Origin of the sequence: Streptomyces coffeae (assembly GCF_016741875.1) — a bacterium.
Taxonomy (GTDB): domain Bacteria; phylum Actinomycetota; class Actinomycetes; order Streptomycetales; family Streptomycetaceae; genus Streptomyces; species Streptomyces coffeae.
In genome coordinates this window covers 180,545-203,839 of record NZ_JAERRF010000007.1, presented here as the reverse complement: position 1 = coordinate 203,839, position 23,295 = coordinate 180,545, and the positions used below count along the sequence as shown (strand labels likewise).

Here is a 23,295-nt window from a genome sequence, read left to right as displayed (position 1 = left end):
GTACGAAACTGTGAAGAACGATGCATTCAGTCGCCTCGGCCGCCCAACACCACGCATCCGCCGGCCAGTCCTGGCCGGTGCGGGGGCGGCCGTGGCGATCGCCCTGCTGGCCTCCTGCGGCGGGGCGGAGTCCACGAGCTCGACGGGCGCGAAGTCCGCGGACTCCGATGATCAGAGCCTCAAGCACACCCGCTGCATGCGTGAACATGGCGTGGACATGCCCGACGACCCGGCCAATCAAGGCTCGGCGAGCACCCTGAGCGGAGACAAGGACACGATCGAGGCGGCCCTCAAGGCATGCCAGAAGTACGCGCAGCCGTCCGGCATGGACCCCAACGATCCGAAGCTCAAGGACGATCAGCTCAAGTTGGCCCGCTGCATGCGTGAACATGGCGTGGACATGCCCGACCCGGGCCCCGACGGCGGGGTGAGCTTCAAGGACACCGACAAGGAGAAGGTCGACACGGCGCTCAAGGCATGCAACAAGCCGGCCAAGGTCGGCAAGAGCGGCCAGAGCGACGAGGGTGCCGGATGAACAGGGGACCTGCAACGGACAGCACACAAGAGGTTCACGACGAGCTTGGGGGTGCCCGGTCTGCGGACGGGCTCCAAGCCGGCAGCCGGGGACCGCGGGACGAGACGTCCGGAGCCGGTGCGGCATCCCGGGCGCCGGCGCGTTCGCGGCGACGGGTCCGGGGCTGGCTGATCGGCGGTACTGCCCTGGTCGTCACCGGCGGCTGCACGGTGGCGCTGCTCACCTTTGCGCGCCAGGAGCCCGAACACGCCGTCCAGACCACCGGCAGGGCGACCGCTCCGGTCACCCGGACCGACCTGGTGGAGCAGGAGAAGGCCGATGGAAAGCTCGGCTTCGCCGGCTCCCGCACCATCACCGCCGGCTCCTCGTCGTCCGGCGCCTCCTCGTCCGACTCCTCCAGCAGGACCAGCCAGGCGGGATCCCAGGCCACACCGAGTGGTACGGCCGGCACCGGGAAGGACAACGCCTCCCAGGGGGGCGCCAACATCCTCACCTGGCTGCCGTCGGACGGGCAGACGATCAGGCGTGGCAAGCAGGTCTACGGCCGTGACGGCCGGCCCGTCCCGCTGTTCTACGGCTCCACCCCGTTCTGGCGCGAGCTGAAAAGCGGCATGACCGACGGAGTCGACGTGCAGCAACTGGAGAAGAACCTTCAGGCCCTCGGGTACGGCACCGGCCTCACGGTTGACAAGCACTTCAGCGATGCCACATCCCAGGCCGTCAAACGCTGGCAGAAGGCACAGGGCCTGGCCAGAACCGGGGTGGTCACCCCGGGTGACGTGGTGGTCCAGCCCTCCGCCATCCGGATCACCAAGGTCGAGGCCGCCCTCGGCGCGACCGCGGAGGGCAGCATCCTGCAAGCCACCGGCACCGGTCGGTTGGTCACCGTCGAACTGGCGGCGAACCAGGCGACGCTGGCCAAGCGGGGCGCCTCGGTCGAGGTGCAGCTGCCGGGTGGAAAGACCACCTCCGGCCACGTGAGCCATGTCGGCACGGTCGCCAAGGCGGACAGCGACACCGGTGGTCAATCCGGCAACGATCCCGGTGCCACGACGGACAAAGCCACCATCACCGTAAAGGTGACCCTCGACACACCGCAGGAGGCAGGCAAGCTCGACGGGGCACCGGTCACCGTTCTGTTCACCAGCGCCGAGCACAAGGGGGTGCTGGCCGTCCCCATCACCGCGCTGCTCGCCACACCCCAGGGCCCCTACGCCGTCCAGGTTGTGCGCGAGGACGACACCACCCGTATGGTCACCGTCGAGCTCGGCGCCTTCGCCAACGGCAAGGTGGCCGTCTCCAGCCCCCACCTGCGCGAAGGCATGAAGGTGCAGGTGCCCTCGTCATGATCCCCGTCATCGAGATGGACGGCGTCGGCAAGTCCTACCCGGGAGGCGTTCACGCGCTGAGGGAGGTCTCACTGCGGGTGTGGCCCGGAGAACTGCTGGCCGTGGTCGGCCCCTCCGGATCCGGCAAGTCCACGATGTTGCAGCTGATGGGCACATTGGACCGGCCCTCCACCGGAACCGTCCGGCTACGCGGCCATGACATCGCCCAGCTGGCCGACCGCGACCTGTCAGCCATACGCAGTCGGTGGATCGGCTTCGTCTTCCAGCAGTTCTTCCTCACCAGGCACCTGTCGGCGCTGGAGAACGTCGCCACCGGTCTGCTCTACCACGGTGTGCCCCTGCGGCAACGCCGACAGCTCGCCGCGGAGGCACTGAACCGTGTCGGACTGGGCCACCGGCTCACCCACCGGCCACACCAACTCTCCGGCGGCGAACGCCAGCGGGTGGCCATCGCCCGCGCTCTGGTGGCGAAGCCGGCGATCGTCCTGGCCGACGAGCCCACCGGCGCGCTGGACTCCCACTCCGGCACCGGGGTGATGCGACTCCTGCGCGAACTCAACGCCGAGGGCACCACGATCGCCGTCATCACCCACGACCGCGCCATCGCCCGCTCGCTCCCGCGCCGGGTGGAGATCCTCGACGGCCGTATCCAGTACGACACCGGACCGGTCACCCAGGGGCCCGCCGACACTCCGCGGCTGCCGGTCGGAGCCGGAGCTGAGGAGGGACCGTGACCATCACCAGCAATGCCCCCACCCGAACACCGGCCCGGCTGCCGCGGCCGACCCGTCTGACCCCCGGCGACGTGATGCGGGTCGGCCTGGTCGGCGTACGCGGGCGGCCCCTTCGGGCCTGCCTGTCGGCCCTGGGCATCGCCATCGGGATCGCCGCCATGGTCGCCATCTTCGGCATCGCCGCCGGCAGCAAGGCAGAGGTAAGAGCCCAACTCGCGAAGGTCGGCACCAACCTGCTCACCGTCAGCGCCGGACAGAGCCTGTTCGGGAACCAGTCCAAACTGCCCGCCGAATCCGTGGAGATGGTCCGCCGGGTTGCGCAGGTGCAATCCGTCTCCGCCGTCGGCAGCGTCTCCGGAGCCACCGTGCACCGCACCGACAAGACCGACCAGCGTGACACCGGCGGTATCACGGTCCAGGCCACCCGGCTCGACCTGCCCACCACGATCGGCGCCACCGTCGGCAAGGGCACCTGGCTGAACAAAGCCACCGCGAAATATCCAGCGGTCGTCCTCGGAAGCGTCGCGGCCGACCGGCTCGGCATCGACACCCCCGGCACCCCGGTCTACCTCGGCGGACAGTGGTTCACCGTGGCCGGCATTCTCCAACCCGTCCCCCTGGCACCGGAGATCGACCGCTCGGCCCTGGTGGGCTGGGAAGCGGCGGCCACCCGGCTCCACTTCGACCGCCACCCGACCACGATCTACACCCGGTCGGCCGATGAGGCGGTCACCGATGTCCGCGCCCTCCTGGGCCGTACAGCCAACCCCGCTCACCCGGAGGAAGTACAGGTCAGCCGTCCCTCCGACACACTGGATCTCAAGCAGGAGATCGACTCCACCCTGGAGAACCTGCTCCTCGGCCTGGGAGGGGTGGCCCTGTTGGTCGGCGGCGTCGGCGTCGCCAACACCATGGTGATCTCCGTACTGGAGCGACGATCGGAGATCGGGCTGCGCCGCGCCCTGGGGTCCAGCAGCGGCCAGATCCGACTGCAGTTCCTCACCGAATCGGTCGTGCTGTCCGGCCTCGGCGGGCTGACCGGGGTGGCACTCGGCCTGACCGTCAGCGTCGGCTGGGCACTGGACCGGAACTGGCCGGTCACACTCCCGGCCCAGGCCGTCCTCGCAGGCGTCGCCGCAGCAGCAGCGACGGGAGCATGCGCCGGCCTGTATCCAGCGGCCCGAGCCGCCCGCACCCCACCGGCCGAAGCCCTCGCATCCGCCTGACACACCGCCCACAACCGAACACCGATCAAAGGTCCCGCCGTGCGGACTGACCGAGGCTCAGCAGCATCTCATCCACAACGTCGACGCTGCCGCTTCTGCCCAAACGGGGAAGGTCGACCGCGTACCGTCCACTCCATCAGGACCCTGGTACTGCGTCTGGCCAAAGAGAATCCGAACTGGGTGCCATCGGCGCATGTCACGCATGAAAGCACGTACTTCTACCCTATGCATCGTAGTTCTCATGAAGCACCCTGGAAGTGGACGCCATGTCAGTTCCTCTCCGAGGCGAAGCAGCGTTGATGACGCGCTACAGAACTATCCCTTGTCCCTTGCCGAAAGCCTCAAGACGAGCTCTCGGGTGCCACGACTCAACGACTCAGTCAGATCCAATGCCCCACGCTCGTGTGCAACGCCGCCGAGGATGACCTTGTGTGAGGGAGACTTCACCCGCACCCAGGCGCAAGGCGTATATGACCGACCAGGATAAAGAATTTCCCACTTGTGGACCTGTAAAGGGCACAGTCAGCAGCTTCGCTGGAATGGAAGGGGGACCGATGAGCAACTCGGCGTCGCACCTTCTGGATCGAAATGCTGAGCTGACTCGAGTGGAGAGTCTCCTGGACAATACCGCTCGCGGAGTCTCCGGTCTGCTCGTCGTCCGGGGGCTCGCCGGTACCGGGCGGACCACCGTGCTGAGCAGAGGCTGCCAATCGGCACGCGATCGAGGTTTTGTGGTCCTGTCGGCGTGCGCCAGCCCGTGCGATCGTGACTTCGCTCTTGGTATCGTCCGGCAGCTCTTGGAACCGGTGTGCTACGCCCCCTCGGGGCCGGACCGGGACGCGCAGCTGGGGGAAACGGTCGCCGAGGCGATACAGGTGCTCGAGGCAGAGAGCCTGGATGGCAAGGGAGACGCGAGCCGTGGCGAGTTGCAGACGTTGCTTCGCTTGGTGGCCATGGTCGCTGTGCGCCGGCCTGTGCTCGTCGCGGTCGATGATCTGCAATGGGCCGACGTGCCGTCGTTGCATTGGCTGAATTGGTTGCTCTGCCCGGGCAAGGACCTGCCTGTCGCCGGGCTGATCAGTATCAGCGAAAGTGAACGGAGCGCCGATACCTCTGTGATCGACGAGATCCTGAGCTGCGCCCAGCAGCTGCGGCTGGGTCCGTTGACCGAGGTAAGTACTGGGTCCCTGGCAGAGGCTTTCCTGGGCGCTGCCCCCGACGAGGCGTTCGCGCGGGCCTGTCACGTGGCAACGGGCGGCAACCCGGCCACCGTCCGCACGCTGCTCGCCGCGCTGGCTGATGACGGGGTGAAGCCGACGGCCGCGGTGGCGCCCACGCTTCGGGATCTTGATGTACCCCAGTTGCTTCCTTCGCTGTACTCCCGAATGCGTCGTGTATCGCCGTATGCCCCGAGTCTGGCCAGGGCGGTTGCGGTGCTGGGCGATCAAGCCCGTCTCGATTGGGCTGCGGCGATAGCGGGTGTGGAGGGCGCCGTCGCGGCAGAGGTGGTGTCTTCGCTGACCCGGGCGGGTGTGCTCAGTGGCACACCTGATGCGCTGACCTTCACCTGCGCATTGGCGAGAACAGCACTGCTGGGTGACTTCGCGGAAGTCGACAGGGCCGTTGCCCATTCGCGTGCGGCCTGCCTGCTGTACCAGGACGCGGCATCGGCGGAGAGTGTCGCCTCCCACCTCCTCCAGAGCCCGGCATTGGATGCCCCCTGGGCCTGCGACGTCCTCCATGCCGCGGCCCGGACAGCAATGATCGAGGGCAGGCAGCGGACCGCCGTCTCGTACCTTCGCCGGTTGCTCCGCGGTTCGCTCGACAACAATCGTCGTGCGACCGCTCTGATCTCGCTCGGCCGTACGGAGCTGGGAGTCGAGGTTCCCTCAGCTGTGGAGCACCTCGTGAGCGGTCTGGAAAAGCTGGACGACCCACGTATGTGGGTCGAGACCGCCCGCACGGCTTCCCAGGCGCTGGGGCTGACCGCCGGATACGACACGGGTATCGCTCTGCTGAAAGAAGCAAGGGCCAAGATCGGGCAGGAACACCCGAGCCAGGCGGCCGTCGATTGTGAGAGCGACCTCGTCGCCCTCGAGGTCTCTCAGATCTCCAGCGCTGGGGACGGGTGTGCACGGCTGGCCAACCTTGAGTCGGTGGACCGCGCCGGGGAGCCTGCACAGACTGTCACTGCCTTGCGCAGCTATCAGGCAAGCCAGCTCGGTGAGTCGGCTGAGACGACGGTACATCTTGCTGAACTGGCCCTGGCCGGAGGGGACTTGGGCGACGGAGCCCTGCCGCCCACTCTCGCCTTGCTCGCGCTGATCCGCGCGGACGCGCTGGCGTCGGCTCTGCGCCATTGCGACGACGGTCTTCGGGACGCTCAGTGCGCGGCGTTTCCCCCGATGCTCGCCGTGATGCGGTCCCTGCGTGCGCAGGTCGCGCTGCGGCTCGGCCGGGTAACGGACGCATGGGCCGACGCTCAAACGGCCGTGGAGTGTTTCGACAGCTTGGGACTGGGATTCGTGCCCGGCGCGGTCAGCTGGGCCGTTGCTCCCCTTGTGGAAGCTCTTGCCGAACGAGGCGAGTTCTCCAACGCCCTCGCATTGCTCCAGGCCAGAGGGCTCGCCGGACCCCTGCCCGAATCGTTGCCGTCCACCTACGTGCTCTACAGCCGAGGCCGGCTGCATGCGGCCCTGGGAGACGCTCGGCGGGGCCGCGAAGATCTGCTGCTGTGCGGGAGGTGGTGGCACGCGTTGGGGGCACGCAGTCCCTCGGTCGGCCCCTGGCGTTCGGAGGCAGCCCTGGCTGTCGCGGCGCTTGGTGACGGCCCGGAAGCCTGTCGGCTGGCTGAGGAGGAACTGGAGCTTGCGCGGCGATGGGGGACACCCGGAGTGGTTGGCAGGGCCATGCGTGCCGTCGGCGCTCTGACCGGTGGACGCATGGGCATTGAATTGCTGACGGCGTCGGTGGACGTGCTGGAGGGCTCTCCTGCCCGGCTCGAGCTGGCCCGCGCGCTCGGCGACCTCGGCGCGGCCCTCCGCCATGCGGGAAGGAACTCACACGCTCGCGAGCGGAGCGGCTCCACTCTGCGCTCGACCTCGCCCGCGGCTGCGGGGCCGACGCACTCAGCGATCGACTCCGCGACGAGCTACGCGCCGCCGGCGGCCGTAGCCGTTGCGCCCAGGGGGCACGCGCGGCCGGGCTGACCCCGGCCGAGACCCGTGTCGCCATGCTGGCGGCGCGGGGACATACCAACCGGGACATCGCCAAAGCCCTCCACATCACCCAGCGAGCCGTTGAATTCCATCTCACCAACGTCTACCGAAAGATGCGCATCGGCGGGCGCTCCGAACTTGGCGCGCTGGGCACATCCGTAGATTGACTCCGGGACACCGCCGGCCGACACCTCCGACCTCAGGGCCGCGGCCAGGTGGACGGTGTCCTCGGCGAACCCGAACCGGTGCCCCACGACCGCCCGCGGGTTGTCATCGCCGCCGATGCCGGTCAGTCCGGCCGTGAAGAGGTGCCGCTGCGCGGTGCGTTCGGTGGGCGACCACGATCGCTCAGCCTATGGACAGCCCACCTCGCGACAGCGCGACGTTAAGTCTTCGGTGCCGTCCGTAGGGCCACATCGCCTCACTGCTATCTCATCACCCTTGGAGCGTCGGGCCTGTCTGGGGGTGTCCGCTACTACGACCCGGACGAGCACGCACTGGTGACGTTGACAGAGTTCAGCCGCGAGAAGGTGTGCCAGACGCGTCAGGCGCTCGGCACGGCGGAAGACATGTTGGTCGTCCTGACCGGGGAAATGACCCACGTCAGACCGGACGGGCTCGCGCCCGCCCTGCGCACGGGCATGATCGATGCGGGGGCGGCGGTGCACCGCATCGCACGGACGGCTGCCTCCGTGGGGTGGCGGGCTACGCTCAGTGAGCAGGCTCCCTTCCTCAGGGTGAGTCGACTGCTGGGGATGGACCCTGCCCGCGAACCGGTCCTGGCCGTCGTGGGCCTGGCCGGTACCGAGCAGCCGTCAGTGGCGGTGGCGCCCGGCGGCAGCACCAGGAATCTCAGCGGCGGTGCCGATGCGGCGGACGGTGCGGACGAGTGGGCCGAACGCCCGGTGGAGGCGGATCCGCAGAGTCTCAGTGCACTGGTCACCGATCTCCTGACCGAGCTGCATGAGAACGCACCCGCACCGACGCCGGAAGCTCCCGGGCCATTGCTCGGCATGTCTCTCCTGCCCCGCGAGGTGACCGTCGGGAGGCGGCGGCAGCCCGCCCGTCACCGAACCGGATCGGTTGCCCTGACGGGCGAGGTGCTGGTGGGCATGCTGGCGAGGGCCTCTCAGGCGTCCAGCCAGGGCTGGCCGGACGCCGAACAAGTCCCGTTGTCCTTCGTCGTGCTGGTGTACTGCGTCGCCGGGCTCGAATCCGGGGTCTACCGTTACGGCCCCCTCCCCACCGAGCGACTTCTGCGGGTGCCCGGTGCTCTTCCTCCCACCACCCTGGCGCCATGGACCGGCCGTGCCGACGCATCCGCGCTCGTGACGGTTTTGGGACCGTTGCCCCGAGCCGTCAGCCGGGACGGCGCCCACGGATACCGGCGATTGCTGCTGCGCAGCTCGGCAGCTGTGGCGGAGGCGTCACTCGTAGCGGCTGAACGAGATCTGACGGGCTATCACGTGGCCGCTGCGCCGCCCGAGTACGTCCGGCAGTGGGCAGGAATCGACCCGGGCACGGCCGTCCCACTGACCGCCCTGGCGGTCGGCCCTCCGCTGAGGAACGGGGGAACGCACCGTGAAACGGCAGATGGCGGCAACTGACGACGGACAGCTCGACGAAAGGGGCATCCGATGAAGACCAACTCCGCCGCCACGCAGGTAGCCACGGCGACGTCCGCCACGGGGCCGTCCCGATTGCTGGCCTTCCGGAACGGTGTCGAGGTCGTCCCGGAGGAGAAGGGGGTGAAGCTCGTCGGCGCGGTTGAAGTGGTGCGGACGACGCGGGCCGGTACGGCGCTCCGCACGGTCCTCCGAGCCCTCGCTGCCGGTCCGGTGGCGATCAGCGAGCTGACGGACACGCTCCGCACCCGCGACGGGAAGGGCGACGACAGCGAGAACGACGAGATCCAGTTCGCCTCGTTGCTGAAGCGGCATGCTCATCTGTTCGCCTGGTCCGTGGCTTGCGACGCAGCCCCGTTGGTCACGGTCGAGCCGATCAGCAGATGGAGCCGCTTCGACCTGCAGTTGCCGGATGACACCCTTCCCCTGCGGCTGTCCCGGTTCGCCTACGCGCGGCGCCAGGGCGACCAGTTGGTCGTGGAATCGCCGCTGTCGCTCTTCCGGGTGCGGCTGCAGTCACCGCTGGCACGAGAGGTGGTGTCGGCCCTGGGGGAGGTCACCTCGGTCACAAGGCTCGCCGCTGGGCAGGCATCCGGTCCGGGATTCGAAGCCGTGCGCATGGTTGTGGGGCACCTCGTTGCCGCGAAGGTGGTCGATGTCGGCACGAAGTCCGGCGTCGGCGCCGGTGGGGAAGTCGGTGAGCACAAGGCCAGGTTCGCGGAAGACGGGGACGATGTTCTGCGCCAGTGGGCGTTCCATGATCTGCTGTTCCACGCACGGAGCCGCTTCGGACGACACGACGAGCCGTTCGGCGCCACGTTCTCCTTCATCGGCGACATCGAGCACGAACCTCCGGTGAAGCAGCGCCCCGTCGGTCCCACGACGCCGCTGTACCGCCCGGATCTGGACGACATCCTCGCGCACGATCCTCGGTTCACCGCAGTCATGGAGTCACGGCAATCCATCCGAGCCTACGACGAGCAGCCCATGACGGCGCGGCAACTCGGGGAATTCTTGTACCGGGTTCAGCGCGTGCGCGCGATCTATGGGCCGGACGAGCTATCGGGAGTTCCCTACCAAGGAGTGGACCGGCCCTATCCGACCGGCGGCGCCACAGGTGACCTCGATGTCTACGTCACCGTCAACCGGTGTGCGGACCTTCCTCGCGGGGTCTACTACTACGACTCCGCCGCTCATCAGCTCGTTCTGATCGACAAAGAAGAGAAGGCGCTGCAGACGATGCTGGGGATGGCGTACCGGGCCTGCGCGGGCGCGGTCGTCCCGGACGTCCTCCTGACGATCACTGCCCGGTTCCAGCGCATGGCGTGGAAGTACAGCAACATCGCCTATGCGAGCACTCTCAAGCACGTCGGGGTTCTCTATCAGACGCTGTACCTGGTTGCCACGGCCATGCAGCTGGCTCCGTGCGGTCTGGGCTCCGGTGACATCCAGACTTCTGCCGACATCTTCGGTCTGGACTGGCGCCGCGAGTCCTCGGTCGGCGAATGCATGCTCGGCAGCCGTCCTGCCGAGTACGGCTCTCGTGGTGCGAGGAGGGTTGAGTTCGCTGGATGGCAGCACATGAACGATCCTCAGTGGGCGACCGAGGCCCTCCGAGACGTCTGAATCGGCGACCGACGAGACGGACTTCTTCGGTACGGTACTTGCGCCAAACGGCAATCGGGGTTCTACGGCGCTTGGACGAGGTGGGCCATAGCCCAGGTGGCGACCTGTGTGCGGGTGGAGACGCCGAGTTTGGCCAGGATGCGGTGGACGTGCCCTTGGGCGGTGCGGGGGGAGATCACCAGCTTGGCGGCGATTTCCTTGTCGGTCAGGCCGCGGGCGAGCAGTGCGGTGACTTGTTGTTCCCGCCGTGTCAGGCGGGGCCCCGCGGGTTCGGCAGGTGGTGTGGCTGCCTGGGTGCGGCCGAGCGCGTACGCAGCCGCCTGGCTCAGGCTCAGCTCTTCGCCCGCCCCTACGGCGGTGGCGTATGCGGCGTCACCCAGAGCGTGCCGCAGCCGCCCCTCGCACGCCGTGTGATATCCCATCAGGCGGCCCAGGCCGGGGAAAGCGATCCCCACCGAACGCCAACGCGCCTGGGCGGCCCCGAGAAGGGTGGCGGCCGGTTCCCAGCGTTCTTCACTGGCCGCGGCCCAGGCCAGAACTTCCAGACACTGGGCAGCGCTCAAAAGGTCGCGCGAGGTCCGGGCCAGGCGGAGGCCGTCATGAAGGAGGGGGATCGCGCGGGCGGAGTCCCCGTCGAGCCAGTGGTGCAGGCCCAGCAGCCACAGCGCGTAGGACCGCGACCAGCGGGCATCGTGGGCATCGCACCGAGCGAGGCAGTCCTCGGCTGCCGCGCGGGCCTGGGAGCTGCCGGCCAGGGCGAGCAGGGAGGCCGCCGCCTCCAGGTCGTCTTCGAAGAGCGCCAGCAGGCCGCTGGACTGTACCGTGTGCGCCACTGCTTCCGGGCTGCCGAGGTGTTCTGCGAGTGCCCGGCATTCGGCCGGCCGGCCTCTGCCGGTGGTGGTTTCACCTCGCAGAAGCGCCAGCCATCCGTCGATCCACAGGGCCTTGGCTCTGGCCGGGCTCGGTTGGTGGTCCAGCGCGAGGGCCTGGCGGAGCCAGGGGCGTTGCTCCTCCAGGTTGCCCGTGCTCAGTACGTAGTTCCACAACGAGGTGAGCAGTTGCAGGCCGGCGCGTGCCGGTAGGTAGTCGCGGTGGCGGCGGCGCAACGCGGTCTCCTCGGCCTCCTCCCGTAGATGTGCCCGCCCGTACTGGCGTATGGTCTCCAGCATGCGGTAGCGCGCCGTGTCGTGATGTTCCTCCCGGGTCAGGATCGACTTGTCCACCAGCCCGGTGATCAGTTCCAGGACGTGGCCATCGGCGTGGTTCTCTTGGCCGCAGATGGCTTCCGCCGCCGCCAGGTCGAAACCACCGCCGAACACCGAGAGTCGGTCCCATCCCTGCTGCTCGTCGGCCGTGCACAGGCCGTAGCTCCAGTCGATCGCCGCGCGAAGGGTCTGCCGGCGCTTCGGCGCGGCCCGGCTGCCCCGGTTCAGCAGCGCGAAATGGTCGTCGAGACGGTCGAGGATCTGCTGCGGGCACAGCACCCGGATCCGAGCCGCGGCCAGCTCGATCGCCAGCGGGATCCCGTCCAGCCGCCGGCAGATATGGGCGATGACGCGATGGTTGTCCTCGTTGAGCGCGAAACCGCCGATCACCGCTGAGGCCCGGTCCACGAACAGTTGCACCGCCTCATAACGCGCCGTCATCTCCACGGACGGCGGTTGGCCGGCATAGGGAGACCTCAGCGGCGGCACGGTCATCAGTCGCTCGCCCTCAACCGTCAGGACCTGCCGGCTGGTCGCGAGCACCCGCAGGCCCGGCGCCACGGCCAGCAACGTCCGGGTCAGCGCCGCGCATTCGTCGAGGAGATGTTCGCAGTTGTCCAGCACCAGCAGCAGCCGCTGGTCCGCAAGGTGATGGGCCAGCACGGACTGCGGTGGCCACCCTGCGCGCTGATCGCGCCCCAACGCCGCCAGCACCGTCTGGGCGAGCAGAGCGCCATCCCCCACCGCGCTCAGATCCACCACCCAGACCCCGCCGGGGAAGGAACGCCGCACCTCACCGGCGATTCTGAGGGCCAGCCGGGTCTTGCCGATACCGCCGGCGCCAGTCAACGTCAGCAGCCTCGTCCGAGCCAGTATCCGCCGGGCCTCAGCCACCTCGTGCCGTCGCCCCACGAAGTGCGTCACCTCAGCCGGTACATACCCGCTACCGCGCTTAGAACCTGCCATGACCCCGTCCTGTCCCCCGGACTCTCCGTGCTCGATCACCAACGACGTGCATACGACCAGCCGTGTTGCCCCATCGGGGCGACGCTCGCGCTCTCCCCCGAGTCGCGAACCCGGGCGTTGCTGCGCTGCAAGCGGCCCGGCGAGCCTTGGACGGCACCCTTCCGGATCCGCTCCCGCACCTCCCGGCGAAGGTCAGCACGCCGCGCTGCGAACCGTAGCGCCACAGTCAGAGCAGCGGCGCCGTAAGCCCGTGCCTGCGGGGGGGAGCCCGGAGTGACATCACGATGAGGAACTCCTGCCTACCTGGTCGTTGTCCTGGTCCTGGTCTGCGCGCTGGTAGCCACTCGGTCAGGCGATCAGGCGGAGGCGGCGGACGGCCAGGTAGAGCAGGAGCGCGGCCAGGGCGAGGAAGGCGACAGTTTCGATGGTCTGGAAGGCCCAGAAGCGATCGGCGGGCTGGTACTGGATCCAGTTCTTGAACGGCGCGGGGCCCAGACCCTGCTGGACGAGGTTGCTCCCGCACGATGCGGCTCCGTGGGAGGCGTGTGCGCTTCCAGGAGGGGCGCCGCAGGTGTATGTGGTGTTGGGTACGACGAGTTTGCCGTTGGCGTTGATGACGCCCTGGGAGTAGATCCAGTCGCCGGAGAGGGTGTTGAACTGCTGGTTGCTGGTGATGGGAACGCTCAGTGTTCTGGGGGCCAGGTAGCGGGGCCGGGCCAGGGTCTCGATCAGGATGCGCACGAGGGCGTATCCGGCGAGGGTGACGCCCATGGCGGGCAGGACCTTGCGGCAGACGGTTCCGGCGAAGATACCCAGGGCCAGGGCGAACAGGGAGTAGCCGATCGGTGCGATTCCCTGTATGTCGAAGGCGGTGTAGGACAGGCGTCCACCGCCGGCGGCGGCCAGGGGCGCGAACCACCAGGACACCCCGAGCGCGTAGACCACGGCGAGGACGGTGACGAAGGTGCCGACCAGTCCGAACGTGACCAGCGCCCAGCGCAGGCGGGTGACGCCCTGGGTCCATATCAGCCGGTGGGTGCCGTGCTCGAATTCGCGGGCGAACAGGGGGGCGCCGAAGAACATGCCGACCAGCAGCGGCAGGAAGACGAACAGGATGCCGACGTAGGTCATGCCCTGGTACTGGTTATCGAACTTCTGGCCGAGGGTGACGCAGGCGTCCATCGACGTCAGTGTGGAGGTGCCGAGCTTGTCCAGGCAGGCGGCCAGGCCGGAGTCGGTGAACGTGCGGTGCATCGCCACTCCGGTGGGCACCGTGACCGCGGCCAACGCGGCCAGGGCTATGACGGTGACCAGGGCCTGCTTGCGGTGCTGGCGCCAGGTGAGCCAGATCATGCCGTCACTTCCCCATACAGGTGGGGGCTGTGGGAGTGTCGGCGGCGGCGAGGTAGGCCAGGACGAGGTCTTCGAGGGTCACCTCGTGCTGCGCCCACGCCGGGTTCTCGATGGGGCGCGCGATGCGCGCGAGCAGGGTGGACTGCCGGTCGGTGTGGCTGGCGCGGATGACCTGTGCGCCGCCGGGGAGCGCGCCGGATGCGGTGCGGGGGCCGACCAGGGTGCGGTGTTCGGCGAGCAGGTCGTCGACCGCGCCCGCGAGCTGGACGTGGCCGGTTTGCAGCACGATCAGGTAGTCGCAGACCCGCTCCAGGTCGGCCATCAGGTGAGAGGAGAGCAGGACGGTGGCACCGGTATCACCGACGGCGCCCATCAAGGTTTGGAGGAACTCGCGGCGCGCCAGGGGGTCCAAGGCGGCGGCCGGCTCGTCGAGCAGCAGCAGGCGGGGGCGTTTGGCCAGTGCGAGGGCGAGTGCGACTTGGGCGCGTTGCCCACTGGAGAGCTTGCCGACCGGCCTGTCGGCGGGGATGCCGAGCTGGGCGAGCCGGCTGCGGGCGAGCTCGACGTCCCAGCGCTGGTTGAGCTTGCCGCCCAAGGTGATCAGCTCGGTGGCGGTGAAGTCCCGGTACAGCGGGGTCTCCTGGGCCACGAACCCGATGTCGGTCAACACCGCGGTGCGCGGGTCCTGGCCGAAGATGCGCACCTTTCCCTCGTCCGGCCTTAGCAGGCCCACGGCCAGGTGCAGCAGCGTGGACTTGCCTGCACCATTCGGGCCGACCAGCCCGGCAATCTGCCCGGCCGGCAGGTGCAGCGTGCATCCCCGCAGCGCCCAGGTGCGCCCGTAGCGTTTGCCGAGCGCGCCGGTTTCCAGTGCTATGCCTGTCATGTGTGCTCCCGCGCTGTTCACAGGATGTGCTTCACCGCTGGACTGTCGAGGGTGGCCCGCACGGTGGTGTCGATCAGGGCTGTGATGTCCTCCGGAGCGAGCCCGGCGACCTGAGCCTTGTGCAGCCAGGCCACCAGTTGCTCACGCAGCTCGGCCTGATTCGCCAGCGACGGGCCGGCGAGGGTGCCCACGAGGAAGGTGCCCACCCCCGGTCGGCCTTCGGCAAGGCCCTCGATCTCCAGTACCCGGTAGGCCTTGAGGACCGTGTTCGGGTTGATCGCCAACGTCTGTGCCACGTCACGCACCTTGGGCAGCTGGTCACCGGGCTGCGCTAGACCGACCCGCAGCGCCTGTTTGACCTGCAGCACCAGCTGCGTATAGGTGGCCCCCTTTGAGCGGCCGTCGAGCACGAACTCGATCATCTCTCATCTCCTACTGTCCTAGGACAGTAGGACAACTGTGTGTGGCACTGGCCAGCCTGTCAAGACCAACCGGCCTGCCCGCTGTGCAAGGGTTCGACCGAGGCGGCATGATCGACGAGTACAGATACGCTGCCTGACCACCAGCGACGGGTTTCCGAACAGCACAGGCTCGGCCGCCCTCGCCCGCGGCAGCAGCACAGCCGCCTCCCCCGTCCACAGCGGCGCCGCCGTTCAACGCCACCTGCTCCCAGACCGTCGCCGTCAAGCCCGGCTCGACCTACCGGCTCAGCGCGTACGTCCAGGTGATGCCCTCTGCTGAGGGGATACGAAGAGGTCGATCGCCCAGAGTGTCGCTTGCCCGTGCGAAACTTGCTGTCATGTGCAGGGGAGGGGGGGACACCTTGGGTACGTCAGAGCGCGACGGCAGGCCGACGCTGGTCGACTTAGCGTGGCAGGAAACCGCAACGCAGGTGTCAGAGCGGGAAAAGCCGGCGGGGTTGGCTTCCGCGCGTCTGTAACTTCGAGCGGCCGGACGAACTGGGCTTTCTGGTCTCCGAGACAGAATGGGGCCCGGTGGTGCCGGTCTTCACCTCAGTGGAGCGGCTTGCTCTGTTCGCGGGTGTGTGCGCGTGGGCGTCGACGACGGTCGAGGACCTCGTCCAGCTGTTGCCCGCGGGAGCGCGTGCGTTGGTGGATCCGCTGGGGCCACGGATGTTCATGCTGGATGCGGTGGCCCTGAGGGCCGCCGGGAAAGCGGGGGAAAAGCATGTCGGGGGATGACAAGGGTGGTTCGGCGGCGGATGGGCCGAAGCCCGGTGATGGCTACCGGGTCGAGATCGCTTCGGTGCGGAAGGTGCTGGCGCCGCTGGAGGAGTCAGTCGTAGCCGCACGGAAGATCAAGAAGGACTGGAAGACACTGGCCGACAGCATCGGGAACTCCGCGGACTTCGACATCTACGACTCCTCGGAGAAGCTGCTCTCGGCCTGGGGGTTCGGTATGGGCCGGGTGGCCGACCACGCCGGCGTCGTGGTGGAGACACTGCGGCAGGTGATCGCCGCCTACATGCTCGCCGATCTGCTGCGCATCAAGGACTTTGCGCCGACCGAGGACAACATGGCCAAACTCCCCTTCGGCGAACACGGCCTGAAGGCGTGGAAGGACGGCTACCGGCCGAAGTTCGACCCGCCACCGGAGATCTACCGGGAACCCTGGCTCGACGACGATGACGGCGGCACCTACACCGGAGACGTGCCCACCAACCCGCGGCTTCGCTACGACGGCGGCTGGGAAGTCGACGGCGGTTCCAAGGGAGTGACCGCATGACCCAGAAGGACGCGACCGAGGGCGGCACGACCGAGCGCATACCCGCCAACGCCAAACCCTCCGACGTCATCCCCGGCAGCCCCACCAGTATCGAGGACTTGGCGGTCAAACTCCGCGCGTACGCGGGGGCGTTCCAGGACGGGGTGGACCAGCTCGACGTCCTGTCCCTGATGAACTGGACCGGCGCCGCGTCGGAGGGCTTCCAGGGCGCGACGGAGAAGCTGCCCAAGGAACTGGGCTCGGCCAGGACCTACTTCACCTCCGCCGCGAGCGCACTGGACTCGTACGCCGCGAAGCTGCGGTCGGTGCAGAAGCGCGTCAAGCCGATCATCGACGACGCCGATGAGGCGCGGGCGGCGTCCAAGCGCCACTGGCAGCGGTGGAAGGATTACAGCGAGGCGGATGACCGCAAGGACGATCCCCTGCCGGAGAAGCCACCGGAGGACGATCCGGGGATGGCAGCGCTGGACGCCTGCTACAAGCGCCTGGACAAGCTGGAGAAGGAACTCAAGCTCGTCGTCGACACCGCCAAGCGCACACTCGACACCGCCAAGGAGAAGGCCCCGGACAAGCCCGCGGCCCCCGAGGGCGTGGACTACCTCAAGCAGAAGTGGGGGGACTTCTTCGGGGGAGCGAAGGACACCGCCCACGGTTGGTACAAGGAGTTCGAGTATCTCGTCGAGGACGGGCCCCAGGGGGCTGGGCTGCGGCTCGCGGGCATGGCGGACGGTGTCGCCTACGCCGTCGACCACCCCAAGGAGTTCGCCAAGGCCGTCGTCAACTGGGACGAGTGGCAGCGCAACCCCGCCCGCGCCGCCGGACAACTCACCCCCGACCTCCTCCTGGCACTGGCCACCGGCGGCACCGGCGCCATCCGCCGCGGCGGCAACGTGGCCAAGAACGCCGCGCAACGCCTCCTCAACCGCGAACGCGCCCTCGGTCGCGACGGCAGCGCCCGCAAACGCACGGACAGCGACCCGGACAACAACAACACCCCCAACGGCGAGCGCCCCAAAAAGGGTGAACCGATCGACGTCGCCACCGGCGAGATGGTCATGTCCGCCACCGACGTCACCCTGCCCGGACTGCTCCCGCTGGTCCTGGAGCGGCACTACGTCTCCGGGCACCCCTGCGGTGGCTGGCTCGGCCGCACGTGGGCGGGCACCCTCGACCAGCGCCTGGAGATCGACGACGCCGGCGTCATCTACATCACCGACGACGGCATGCTCCTGGCCTACCCGATCCCCGAGCCCGACATCCCCACCCTGCCGGTCTCCGGGCCGCGCTGGCCGCTGTGCTGGGACGGCAAACCGGACAGCACGTTCACCATCACCGCACCGGAACACAACCGCACCCTGCACTTCGCGCCACTCCCGGCGGGCGGTCGAGAGCTGGTCCTGACGGCGATCACCGACCGCACCGGCGAAGGCGACCGCATCTCCATCGCCTATGACGCACAAGGTGCACCGGCGGAGATCAGCCACTCCGGCGGCTACCGCATCGCCATCGACACTGATCCGCAGGCGCTGCGCATCACCGCCCTACGGCTGCTCCACGGCGCAGGGCACCAGCGCAGCACCACCTTGATCTCCTACGACTACAGCGAAGCCGGAGACCTGAGCAAGGTCATCAACTCCACGGGAATGCCACTGCGTTTCCAGTACGACGACGCCCACCGCATCACGTCCTGGACCGACCGCAACGGCACCTCCTACGCCTACGTCTACGATCACCGTGGCCGTGTTCTGCGTGGCATCGGCCCGGACGGCATCCTGTCCGGCCGTATGCACTACGACAACGAGACCCGCACCAACCGCTACACCGACTCCCAGGGCAACACCACCACCTACGTCTGCAACGAGGCATACCGGGTCATCGCAGAGACCGACCCACTGGGCAACACCACCCACACCGAGTGGGATGCCAACAACCGCCATCCCATCGCGGTCACGAACCCGTTGGGCCACACCACCCGCTACCGCTACGACGATCAAGACCGCCTGATCGCCATCGAACGCCCCGACGGAAGCGTGACGGAGGCGGCTTACGACGACCAGGACCTCCCCCTGGAGATCCGCGAGCCGAACGGCGCCCTATGGCGCCACACCTATGACGACCGCGGTGCGCGCACCTCGACCACTGATCCCAACGGCTCCACCACCCGCTACACCTACAACGCGTCAGGGCATCTCTCGACGATCACCAACTCTCTCGGCCACACCACGCAGGTCACCACCAACGCGGCCGGCCTCCCCATGGCCATCACCGATGCCCTGGGCAACACCACCCGTGCCCGCCGCGGTCCACATGGCCGCGTCATCGCCATCACCGACCCCTTGGGCAACACCACCCGACAGGGCTGGACCATCGAAGGCCAACCAGCCTGGCGTGAGGGCCCCGGTGGTGCCCGTGAGGTGTGGCGGTGGGACACCGAAGGCAACCTCGCCCGCCACACCGACCGGGCCGGACACACCACCGCCTACACGCACACCCACTTCGACCAGCCCGCCACCCGCACCGACCCCGACGGCGCCCACTACACCTTCGCCTACGACACCGAACTGCGCCTGACCGAAGTCACCAATCCCCAGGGCAGGCAATGGCACTACACGTACGACGCTGCGGGCCGTCCGACCGCGGAAACCGACTTCAACGGCGCCAGGCGCACCTACGAACGCGACACGGCGGGCCGCCTCACCGCCCGGACCAACGCACTCGGGGAAACACTGCGCTACACCCTGGACACAGCGGGGCGCGTGGTCGCCCAGCACGACGAGTCCACCGGCGAGGTGGCGAACTACACCTACGACGCGAACGGCGCCCTGTCCCAGGCGTCGAACGTGGGCACGGAGCTGACCGTAGAGCGCGATCCACTCGGACGCATCATCGCTGAGACGGTCAACGGCCGTACATCCACGTATGTTTATGATTCAGTGGGCAATCAAACCCACCGCACCACCCCGTCCGGTCTCACTTCCGCCTGGACCTACGACGCGACGGGCCGCCCATCCACCCTTGCCACGGCCGGCCACACCCTCACTTTCACCCATGATGCGGCGGGCCGGGCAATCCAGCGTGTCACAGGAGACGTCGCCCTCACCCAGGACTGGGACGAGGCGGGCCGTCTGGCAACCCAGACTCTCACCGCCTCCTCCGAGGAGCACCTGCTCCAGCACCGCGCCTACACCTATCGTCCCGACGGCTATGTCACCCAGATCCGCGAACTCACCACCGGAACCCGCCGGTTCACTCTCGACACCATGGGGCGGGTGACGGGCGTTCAGGCACATGGCTGGACGGAGAAGTACACCTACGACCCAGTGGGCAACCAGAACCATGCCGCAGCGCCGGACCACCCCGCGGCGGGTGAGCGCACCTGCGACGGCACCCTCATCCGCCACGCCGGCCGGACCAGGTACCAGCACGACGCGGCAGGCCGCCTGATCCGCAAGACCCGCAAACTCCTCAACGGTCAGACCCGCACCTGGACCTATACCTGGGACGCCGAAGACCGCCTCACCAGAGCCACTACTCCGGACGGCCAGGAGTGGACCTACACCTACGATCCACTCGGCCGCCGCACAGCGAAGAGCAGCCAGGGCAAAGTCGCCCTCACCTTTACCTGGGACACCAGCCGCCTGACCGAACAGACCACCCACGACGGCCTGACGACGAGCTGGGACTACTCCCCCGACACCCACCGCCCTCTGACCCAGGCCGACCAGGAACTGGGGTCGACCCGCTTCCACGCCATCGTCACGGACCCGATCGGCACACCCACTGAACTCATCACCCCCGACGGCGACCTGACCTGGCAGCACCGCACCACCCTCTGGGGCACTCCCCTCCCCGGCCCACCCGGCACCGCCACCTGCCCCCTCCGCTTCCCCGGCCAGTACGCTGACCCCGAAACCGGCCTGAACTACAACCATCACCGCTACTACGACCCCGAAACCGCTCACTACCTCACGCCCGACCCCCTCGGCCTCGCCCCAGCACCAAGCCCCCACGCCTATGTGCACAACCCCCAGACCTGGCGGGACCCACTCGGTCTCGAAGGCTGCTCCGAGGATTCCTACTCCATCGAAGATCACGTCATTCCTCGTCATACGAGAGGCGGTGCCGAAGCAGATGCAACGAAGTCTCTCTTTGAGGATGGCGCAGACCTCGCGGAGTTGGCCACGGGGAGTGCCGGGCAGATCGGCCATTATCAAGCCGCCACGGGAAACATTCGGTACTTCATTACCGCCAGAGAGATCGTAGGGACCGACCGGCACGGTCTCGCGACGAAGACCTATACAATCATTCGTGATGGCATAGATGGAGAATTGATCACCATGCATCCAGGACTCCCTCGTGACTTGGACCCCTGATGATTAGGGTCGACGTAAGGTCAGGCAAAGGGGATCTCGTGACATCCGTTGCCGCAGACCCAGAATTTGATCCAGTTCTCAGTGGTGTGGATCGTAAGAGGTACCCGATGCTGGGTCACTTGGATCCGTATGGGGATACGGTACTGAACCGGCTCCAGGTGAAATCCTTGCTGGAAGAGCTTTCCGAAGTGAGATCCAATCCGGAAATCGTGTCGGAGGAGTTTGCAGACACGCTAGTGATGTTGTGTCACGAGTGCCTGCTGCGAGCCCATCGATTTCTGCGGTTTGTAGGAGAGTAAGAATCAGAGATTGACGTGCAGCAGCCCTGCCAAGATTCGCTTGGCGGGGCTGCGTGTCGCGGGCGTCATGGGGAACACGTTCGCCCACCGGCACCGGGGGATCAGCGACGACAGCGCCGCGAACCACAGCCGATCCGCCGGCTCGTACCGCACAGGCCTCGTGAGATGCAGCAACGCCGGGAACGCAAGTAGCTTCCCAGCCACTTGGTACACCAGAGAGACGATCATCCGGACAAGGTTCCAGCAGACCGTGATGGACCGCCAGACCCGCTCCGAGCAGCAGCGATGAGTTTCCGAACGGCACAGGTGCGGCGCAGCTCGCCGCTCCGGCCCGGTACCGGATACTCGGCCACGGTCATGCCGGCCGCCACCCTCAGCTCGGCGTCCCGCTTCGTACACAGCGCCTCCGCGCCGGTCAACAGCCCCTCCAGCTCCCGCAGGCCCCCCTGAGCCCAGCCCGTCACGTTTCGGTAACCTGGCCGAAGCCCTTGACGTTCCTCATGGCTGGTTCCTAATCTCGCTGCACCGCGTAGTTGGCAGTTCCAGCAGTTCACGTGCTGCGGCGCTTTCCGCAGTGTTTTGGCAGGCACAGACATAGACCACCTGTCGGTGGCTTCGTCGTGCCCTTTTCTGTGCTCCCCGTGCCGCCGGTAGGTCTTCCTCGAAGGCGGATTCATGGCACAACGTCCGAGCGTCAGAGGCGTCGCCGACGTCGTTGCGCTCATCGATGGGCTGGGAAAGATCACCGGCCGGGCGCAGATCATCTGGTTCCTCGTGTTCGGCGGGCTGTTCCTCGACGCCTACTCGAACGCGGCGCTGAGCGCCGGTCTGGGGCCCATGACGACCCAGATGGAGCTCACCACCACCCAAGTCTCGATCCTCACGGCCACCGCTCCGGCGCTGGCCATCATCTTCAACCCCCTCGGTGGCTGGCTCGCCACCCGCATCGGCCGGGTTCCCCCGCTGCTCATCGCCAAGGTGTTCGCGATCGCGGGTGGCCTGCTCGCCGCGTTCGCCGGTGACTTCACCGTCGTGTGGCTCGGCCGGGTCCTGGTGGGCGTCGCGTACGGCATCGACTTCGCGGTCGCCATGGCGCTGCTCGCCGAGTACACGCCCGCGAAGCTGGGCGGCCGGCTCAACCTGTGGCAAGCCGTCTGGTACATCGCCACCACCAGCAACCTCGCCCTGGCCCTGGTCTTCTTCAACCTGGACGTCGGCGCCGACATCTGGCGCTGGTCGGTCGGCTCGGCCGCGGTCATCGCCGTCGCGCTGCTGCTGAGCCAGGCGCTGATGCTCAAGGAGAGCCCCACCTGGCTGGCCAGCAAGGGCCGACTGGACGAGTCCGTCGCCAACCTGGACCGGATCTACGGGATCGAGGCCGTCGTCGGTACGCCCGACGCGATGACCCGCACCGTGGCTGAGGCACCGGTCATCGGGTTCCGCCAGACCGGGCTTCTGTTCAAGGGCGCGTACCTGCCGCGCACGATCCTCTCATCGGTGATCTCGCTCGCGCAGGCGATGCAGTACTTCGCCGTCGGCTGGTACCTCCCGCTGATCAGCCTGACGATCTTCGGCGAGAGCTTCGAGAAGGCCACCATCGGCTCGATGGTGTTCAACGCCTTCGGTATCGCGGGCGGGCTGCTGTCCGCATACTTCGGCCGCCGCCTCGGGCTGCGGCTCAGCTCCGCCGCCGGTTTTGCCGGGGTCTTCGTGGCCCTGGTGGCGATGGGGCTAACCTTTGAGAAGGTGCCCACGGCCGTGGCGTTCCTGCTGCCGGTGCTGTTCATCCTCTGCCATTCGGCGGGCCCCGGCGCCAACGGCAAGTCCATCGCCGCGCTCTCCTACACCAGTGACGTCCGCGCCCTGGGCACCGGTGTCACCGGGATGGTCGGCAGCTTCGGCAGTGTCGCCGGCCTGTATGTGTTTCCGCAGATCAAGGACTCGCTCGGACTCGCCGACACCTTCCTGACGCTGTCCGTCGTGCCGCTGCTCGGCCTGATCACCTGCCTGGTGATCAAATGGGATCCGATGAAGGCCGCCTCGCCCGACGAGGTCGCCGGACAGGACCGCGACGCCACTGCGGCGCCCTCCGTGCCCGCGCACTGACCCGCCGCCGGACCTGGCGCACCGCGCAGTGGTCCCCTCCCCTGCGTG

At 68.0% G+C, this 23,295-nt stretch carries 17 protein-coding genes; 12 read left to right on the top strand and 5 right to left on the bottom strand.

Annotated elements, in window-relative coordinates; all coding sequences use genetic code 11:
• The first annotated feature begins 91 nt into the window (after nucleotides 1-91).
• The 8 genes from JK363_RS14110 to JK363_RS44185 all read left to right on the top strand — a co-directional run bounded on the left by JK363_RS14110 (nucleotide 92) and on the right by JK363_RS44185 (nucleotide 10,313).
• Nucleotides 92-535: a hypothetical protein gene (locus tag JK363_RS14110; RefSeq protein WP_201875208.1), complete on the top strand. Its 444-nt coding sequence runs from the start codon at nucleotides 92-94 to the stop codon at nucleotides 533-535.
• 209 nt (nucleotides 536-744) lie between these two features.
• Nucleotides 745-1,884: a peptidoglycan-binding protein gene (locus JK363_RS14105; RefSeq protein WP_201875207.1), complete on the top strand. Its 1,140-nt coding sequence runs from the start codon at nucleotides 745-747 to the stop codon at nucleotides 1,882-1,884.
• The gene (locus tag JK363_RS14100; RefSeq protein WP_201875206.1) at nucleotides 1,881-2,618 is read left to right on the top strand and encodes an ABC transporter ATP-binding protein; all 738 of its coding nucleotides are present in this window, start codon (nucleotides 1,881-1,883) and stop codon (nucleotides 2,616-2,618) included. The genes JK363_RS14105 and JK363_RS14100 overlap by 4 nt, the downstream gene beginning before the upstream one ends.
• A 2-nt stretch (nucleotides 2,619-2,620) precedes the next feature.
• Nucleotides 2,621-3,844: an ABC transporter permease gene (locus tag JK363_RS14095; protein WP_307821729.1), complete on the top strand. Its 1,224-nt coding sequence runs from the start codon at nucleotides 2,621-2,623 to the stop codon at nucleotides 3,842-3,844.
• 554 nt (nucleotides 3,845-4,398) lie between these two features.
• Nucleotides 4,399-7,053, top strand: a complete 2,655-nt coding sequence (locus tag JK363_RS14090; RefSeq protein WP_201875205.1) for an AAA family ATPase — start codon at nucleotides 4,399-4,401, stop codon at nucleotides 7,051-7,053.
• 23 nt (nucleotides 7,054-7,076) lie between these two features.
• Complete coding sequence (locus tag JK363_RS44655) at nucleotides 7,077-7,229, top strand: helix-turn-helix domain-containing protein (RefSeq protein WP_201875204.1); 153 nt, start codon at nucleotides 7,077-7,079, stop codon at nucleotides 7,227-7,229.
• Between the two features lie 333 nt (nucleotides 7,230-7,562).
• On the top strand, nucleotides 7,563-8,669 hold the full coding sequence (locus JK363_RS14080) for a nitroreductase family protein (RefSeq protein WP_201875203.1): 1,107 nt from the start codon (nucleotides 7,563-7,565) through the stop codon (nucleotides 8,667-8,669).
• 141 nt (nucleotides 8,670-8,810) lie between these two features.
• Nucleotides 8,811-10,313, top strand: a complete 1,503-nt coding sequence (locus JK363_RS44185) for a SagB family peptide dehydrogenase (protein WP_201875202.1) — start codon at nucleotides 8,811-8,813, stop codon at nucleotides 10,311-10,313.
• Between the two features lie 62 nt (nucleotides 10,314-10,375).
• On the opposite strand, the gene JK363_RS14070 is transcribed toward JK363_RS44185, so the two are convergent.
• The 4 genes from JK363_RS14070 to JK363_RS14055 all read right to left on the bottom strand — a co-directional run bounded on the left by JK363_RS14070 (nucleotide 10,376) and on the right by JK363_RS14055 (nucleotide 15,145).
• On the bottom strand, nucleotides 10,376-12,367 hold the full coding sequence (locus JK363_RS14070) for an ATP-binding protein (RefSeq protein WP_201875201.1): 1,992 nt from the start codon (nucleotides 12,365-12,367) through the stop codon (nucleotides 10,376-10,378).
• 465 nt (nucleotides 12,368-12,832) lie between these two features.
• Nucleotides 12,833-13,837, bottom strand: coding sequence for an ABC transporter permease (locus JK363_RS14065; RefSeq protein WP_201875200.1), 1,005 nt, complete (start codon nucleotides 13,835-13,837; stop codon nucleotides 12,833-12,835).
• A 4-nt stretch (nucleotides 13,838-13,841) separates the two neighbouring features.
• Entirely contained in the window at nucleotides 13,842-14,723 is an 882-nt protein-coding gene (locus tag JK363_RS14060) for an ABC transporter ATP-binding protein (RefSeq protein WP_201875199.1), read from the bottom strand.
• Between the two features lie 17 nt (nucleotides 14,724-14,740).
• Nucleotides 14,741-15,145, bottom strand: a complete 405-nt coding sequence (locus tag JK363_RS14055) for a GntR family transcriptional regulator (RefSeq protein WP_201875198.1) — start codon at nucleotides 15,143-15,145, stop codon at nucleotides 14,741-14,743.
• A 573-nt stretch (nucleotides 15,146-15,718) separates the two neighbouring features.
• On the opposite strand from JK363_RS14055, the gene JK363_RS42370 reads away from it, so the two are divergent.
• Genes JK363_RS42370 through JK363_RS14040 form a run of 3 tightly spaced genes read left to right on the top strand, consistent with a single transcriptional unit; the run spans nucleotide 15,719 to nucleotide 20,842 of the window.
• Nucleotides 15,719-15,925, top strand: coding sequence for an SseB family protein (locus JK363_RS42370; protein ID WP_307821719.1), 207 nt, complete (start codon nucleotides 15,719-15,721; stop codon nucleotides 15,923-15,925).
• On the top strand, nucleotides 15,912-16,469 hold the full coding sequence (locus JK363_RS14045; protein ID WP_201875197.1) for a hypothetical protein: 558 nt from the start codon (nucleotides 15,912-15,914) through the stop codon (nucleotides 16,467-16,469). The genes JK363_RS42370 and JK363_RS14045 overlap by 14 nt, the downstream gene beginning before the upstream one ends.
• Nucleotides 16,466-20,842, top strand: coding sequence for a DUF6531 domain-containing protein (locus tag JK363_RS14040; RefSeq protein WP_201875196.1), 4,377 nt, complete (start codon nucleotides 16,466-16,468; stop codon nucleotides 20,840-20,842). The genes JK363_RS14045 and JK363_RS14040 overlap by 4 nt, the downstream gene beginning before the upstream one ends.
• 302 nt (nucleotides 20,843-21,144) lie before the next feature.
• Here the strand turns inward: JK363_RS14040 and JK363_RS14035 are convergent, their stop codons facing one another.
• Nucleotides 21,145-21,369, bottom strand: a complete 225-nt coding sequence (locus JK363_RS14035; RefSeq protein WP_201875195.1) for a hypothetical protein — start codon at nucleotides 21,367-21,369, stop codon at nucleotides 21,145-21,147.
• A gap of 447 nt (nucleotides 21,370-21,816) precedes the next feature.
• Between JK363_RS14035 and JK363_RS14030 the strand changes: the two genes are divergently transcribed.
• A complete protein-coding gene (locus JK363_RS14030) occupies nucleotides 21,817-23,247 on the top strand; it encodes an MFS transporter (RefSeq protein WP_201875194.1) in 1,431 nt (476 codons plus the stop codon).
• Nucleotides 23,248-23,295: the final 48 nt, after the last annotated feature.

Coding starts and splice junctions, on each gene's coding strand:
- JK363_RS14030 (WP_201875194.1), top strand. CDS start 21,817: ATGGCACAACGTCCGAGCGTCAGAGGCGTCGCCGACGTCGTTGCGCTC.
- JK363_RS14045 (WP_201875197.1), top strand. CDS start 15,912: ATGTCGGGGGATGACAAGGGTGGTTCGGCGGCGGATGGGCCGAAGCCC.
- JK363_RS14055 (WP_201875198.1), bottom strand. CDS start 15,145: ATGATCGAGTTCGTGCTCGACGGCCGCTCAAAGGGGGCCACCTATACG.
- JK363_RS44655 (WP_201875204.1), top strand. CDS start 7,077: ATGCTGGCGGCGCGGGGACATACCAACCGGGACATCGCCAAAGCCCTC.
- JK363_RS14090 (WP_201875205.1), top strand. CDS start 4,399: ATGAGCAACTCGGCGTCGCACCTTCTGGATCGAAATGCTGAGCTGACT.
- JK363_RS14035 (WP_201875195.1), bottom strand. CDS start 21,369: ATGATCGTCTCTCTGGTGTACCAAGTGGCTGGGAAGCTACTTGCGTTC.
- JK363_RS14065 (WP_201875200.1), bottom strand. CDS start 13,837: ATGATCTGGCTCACCTGGCGCCAGCACCGCAAGCAGGCCCTGGTCACC.
- JK363_RS14040 (WP_201875196.1), top strand. CDS start 16,466: ATGACCCAGAAGGACGCGACCGAGGGCGGCACGACCGAGCGCATACCC.
- JK363_RS14100 (WP_201875206.1), top strand. CDS start 1,881: ATGATCCCCGTCATCGAGATGGACGGCGTCGGCAAGTCCTACCCGGGA.
- JK363_RS14060 (WP_201875199.1), bottom strand. CDS start 14,723: ATGACAGGCATAGCACTGGAAACCGGCGCGCTCGGCAAACGCTACGGG.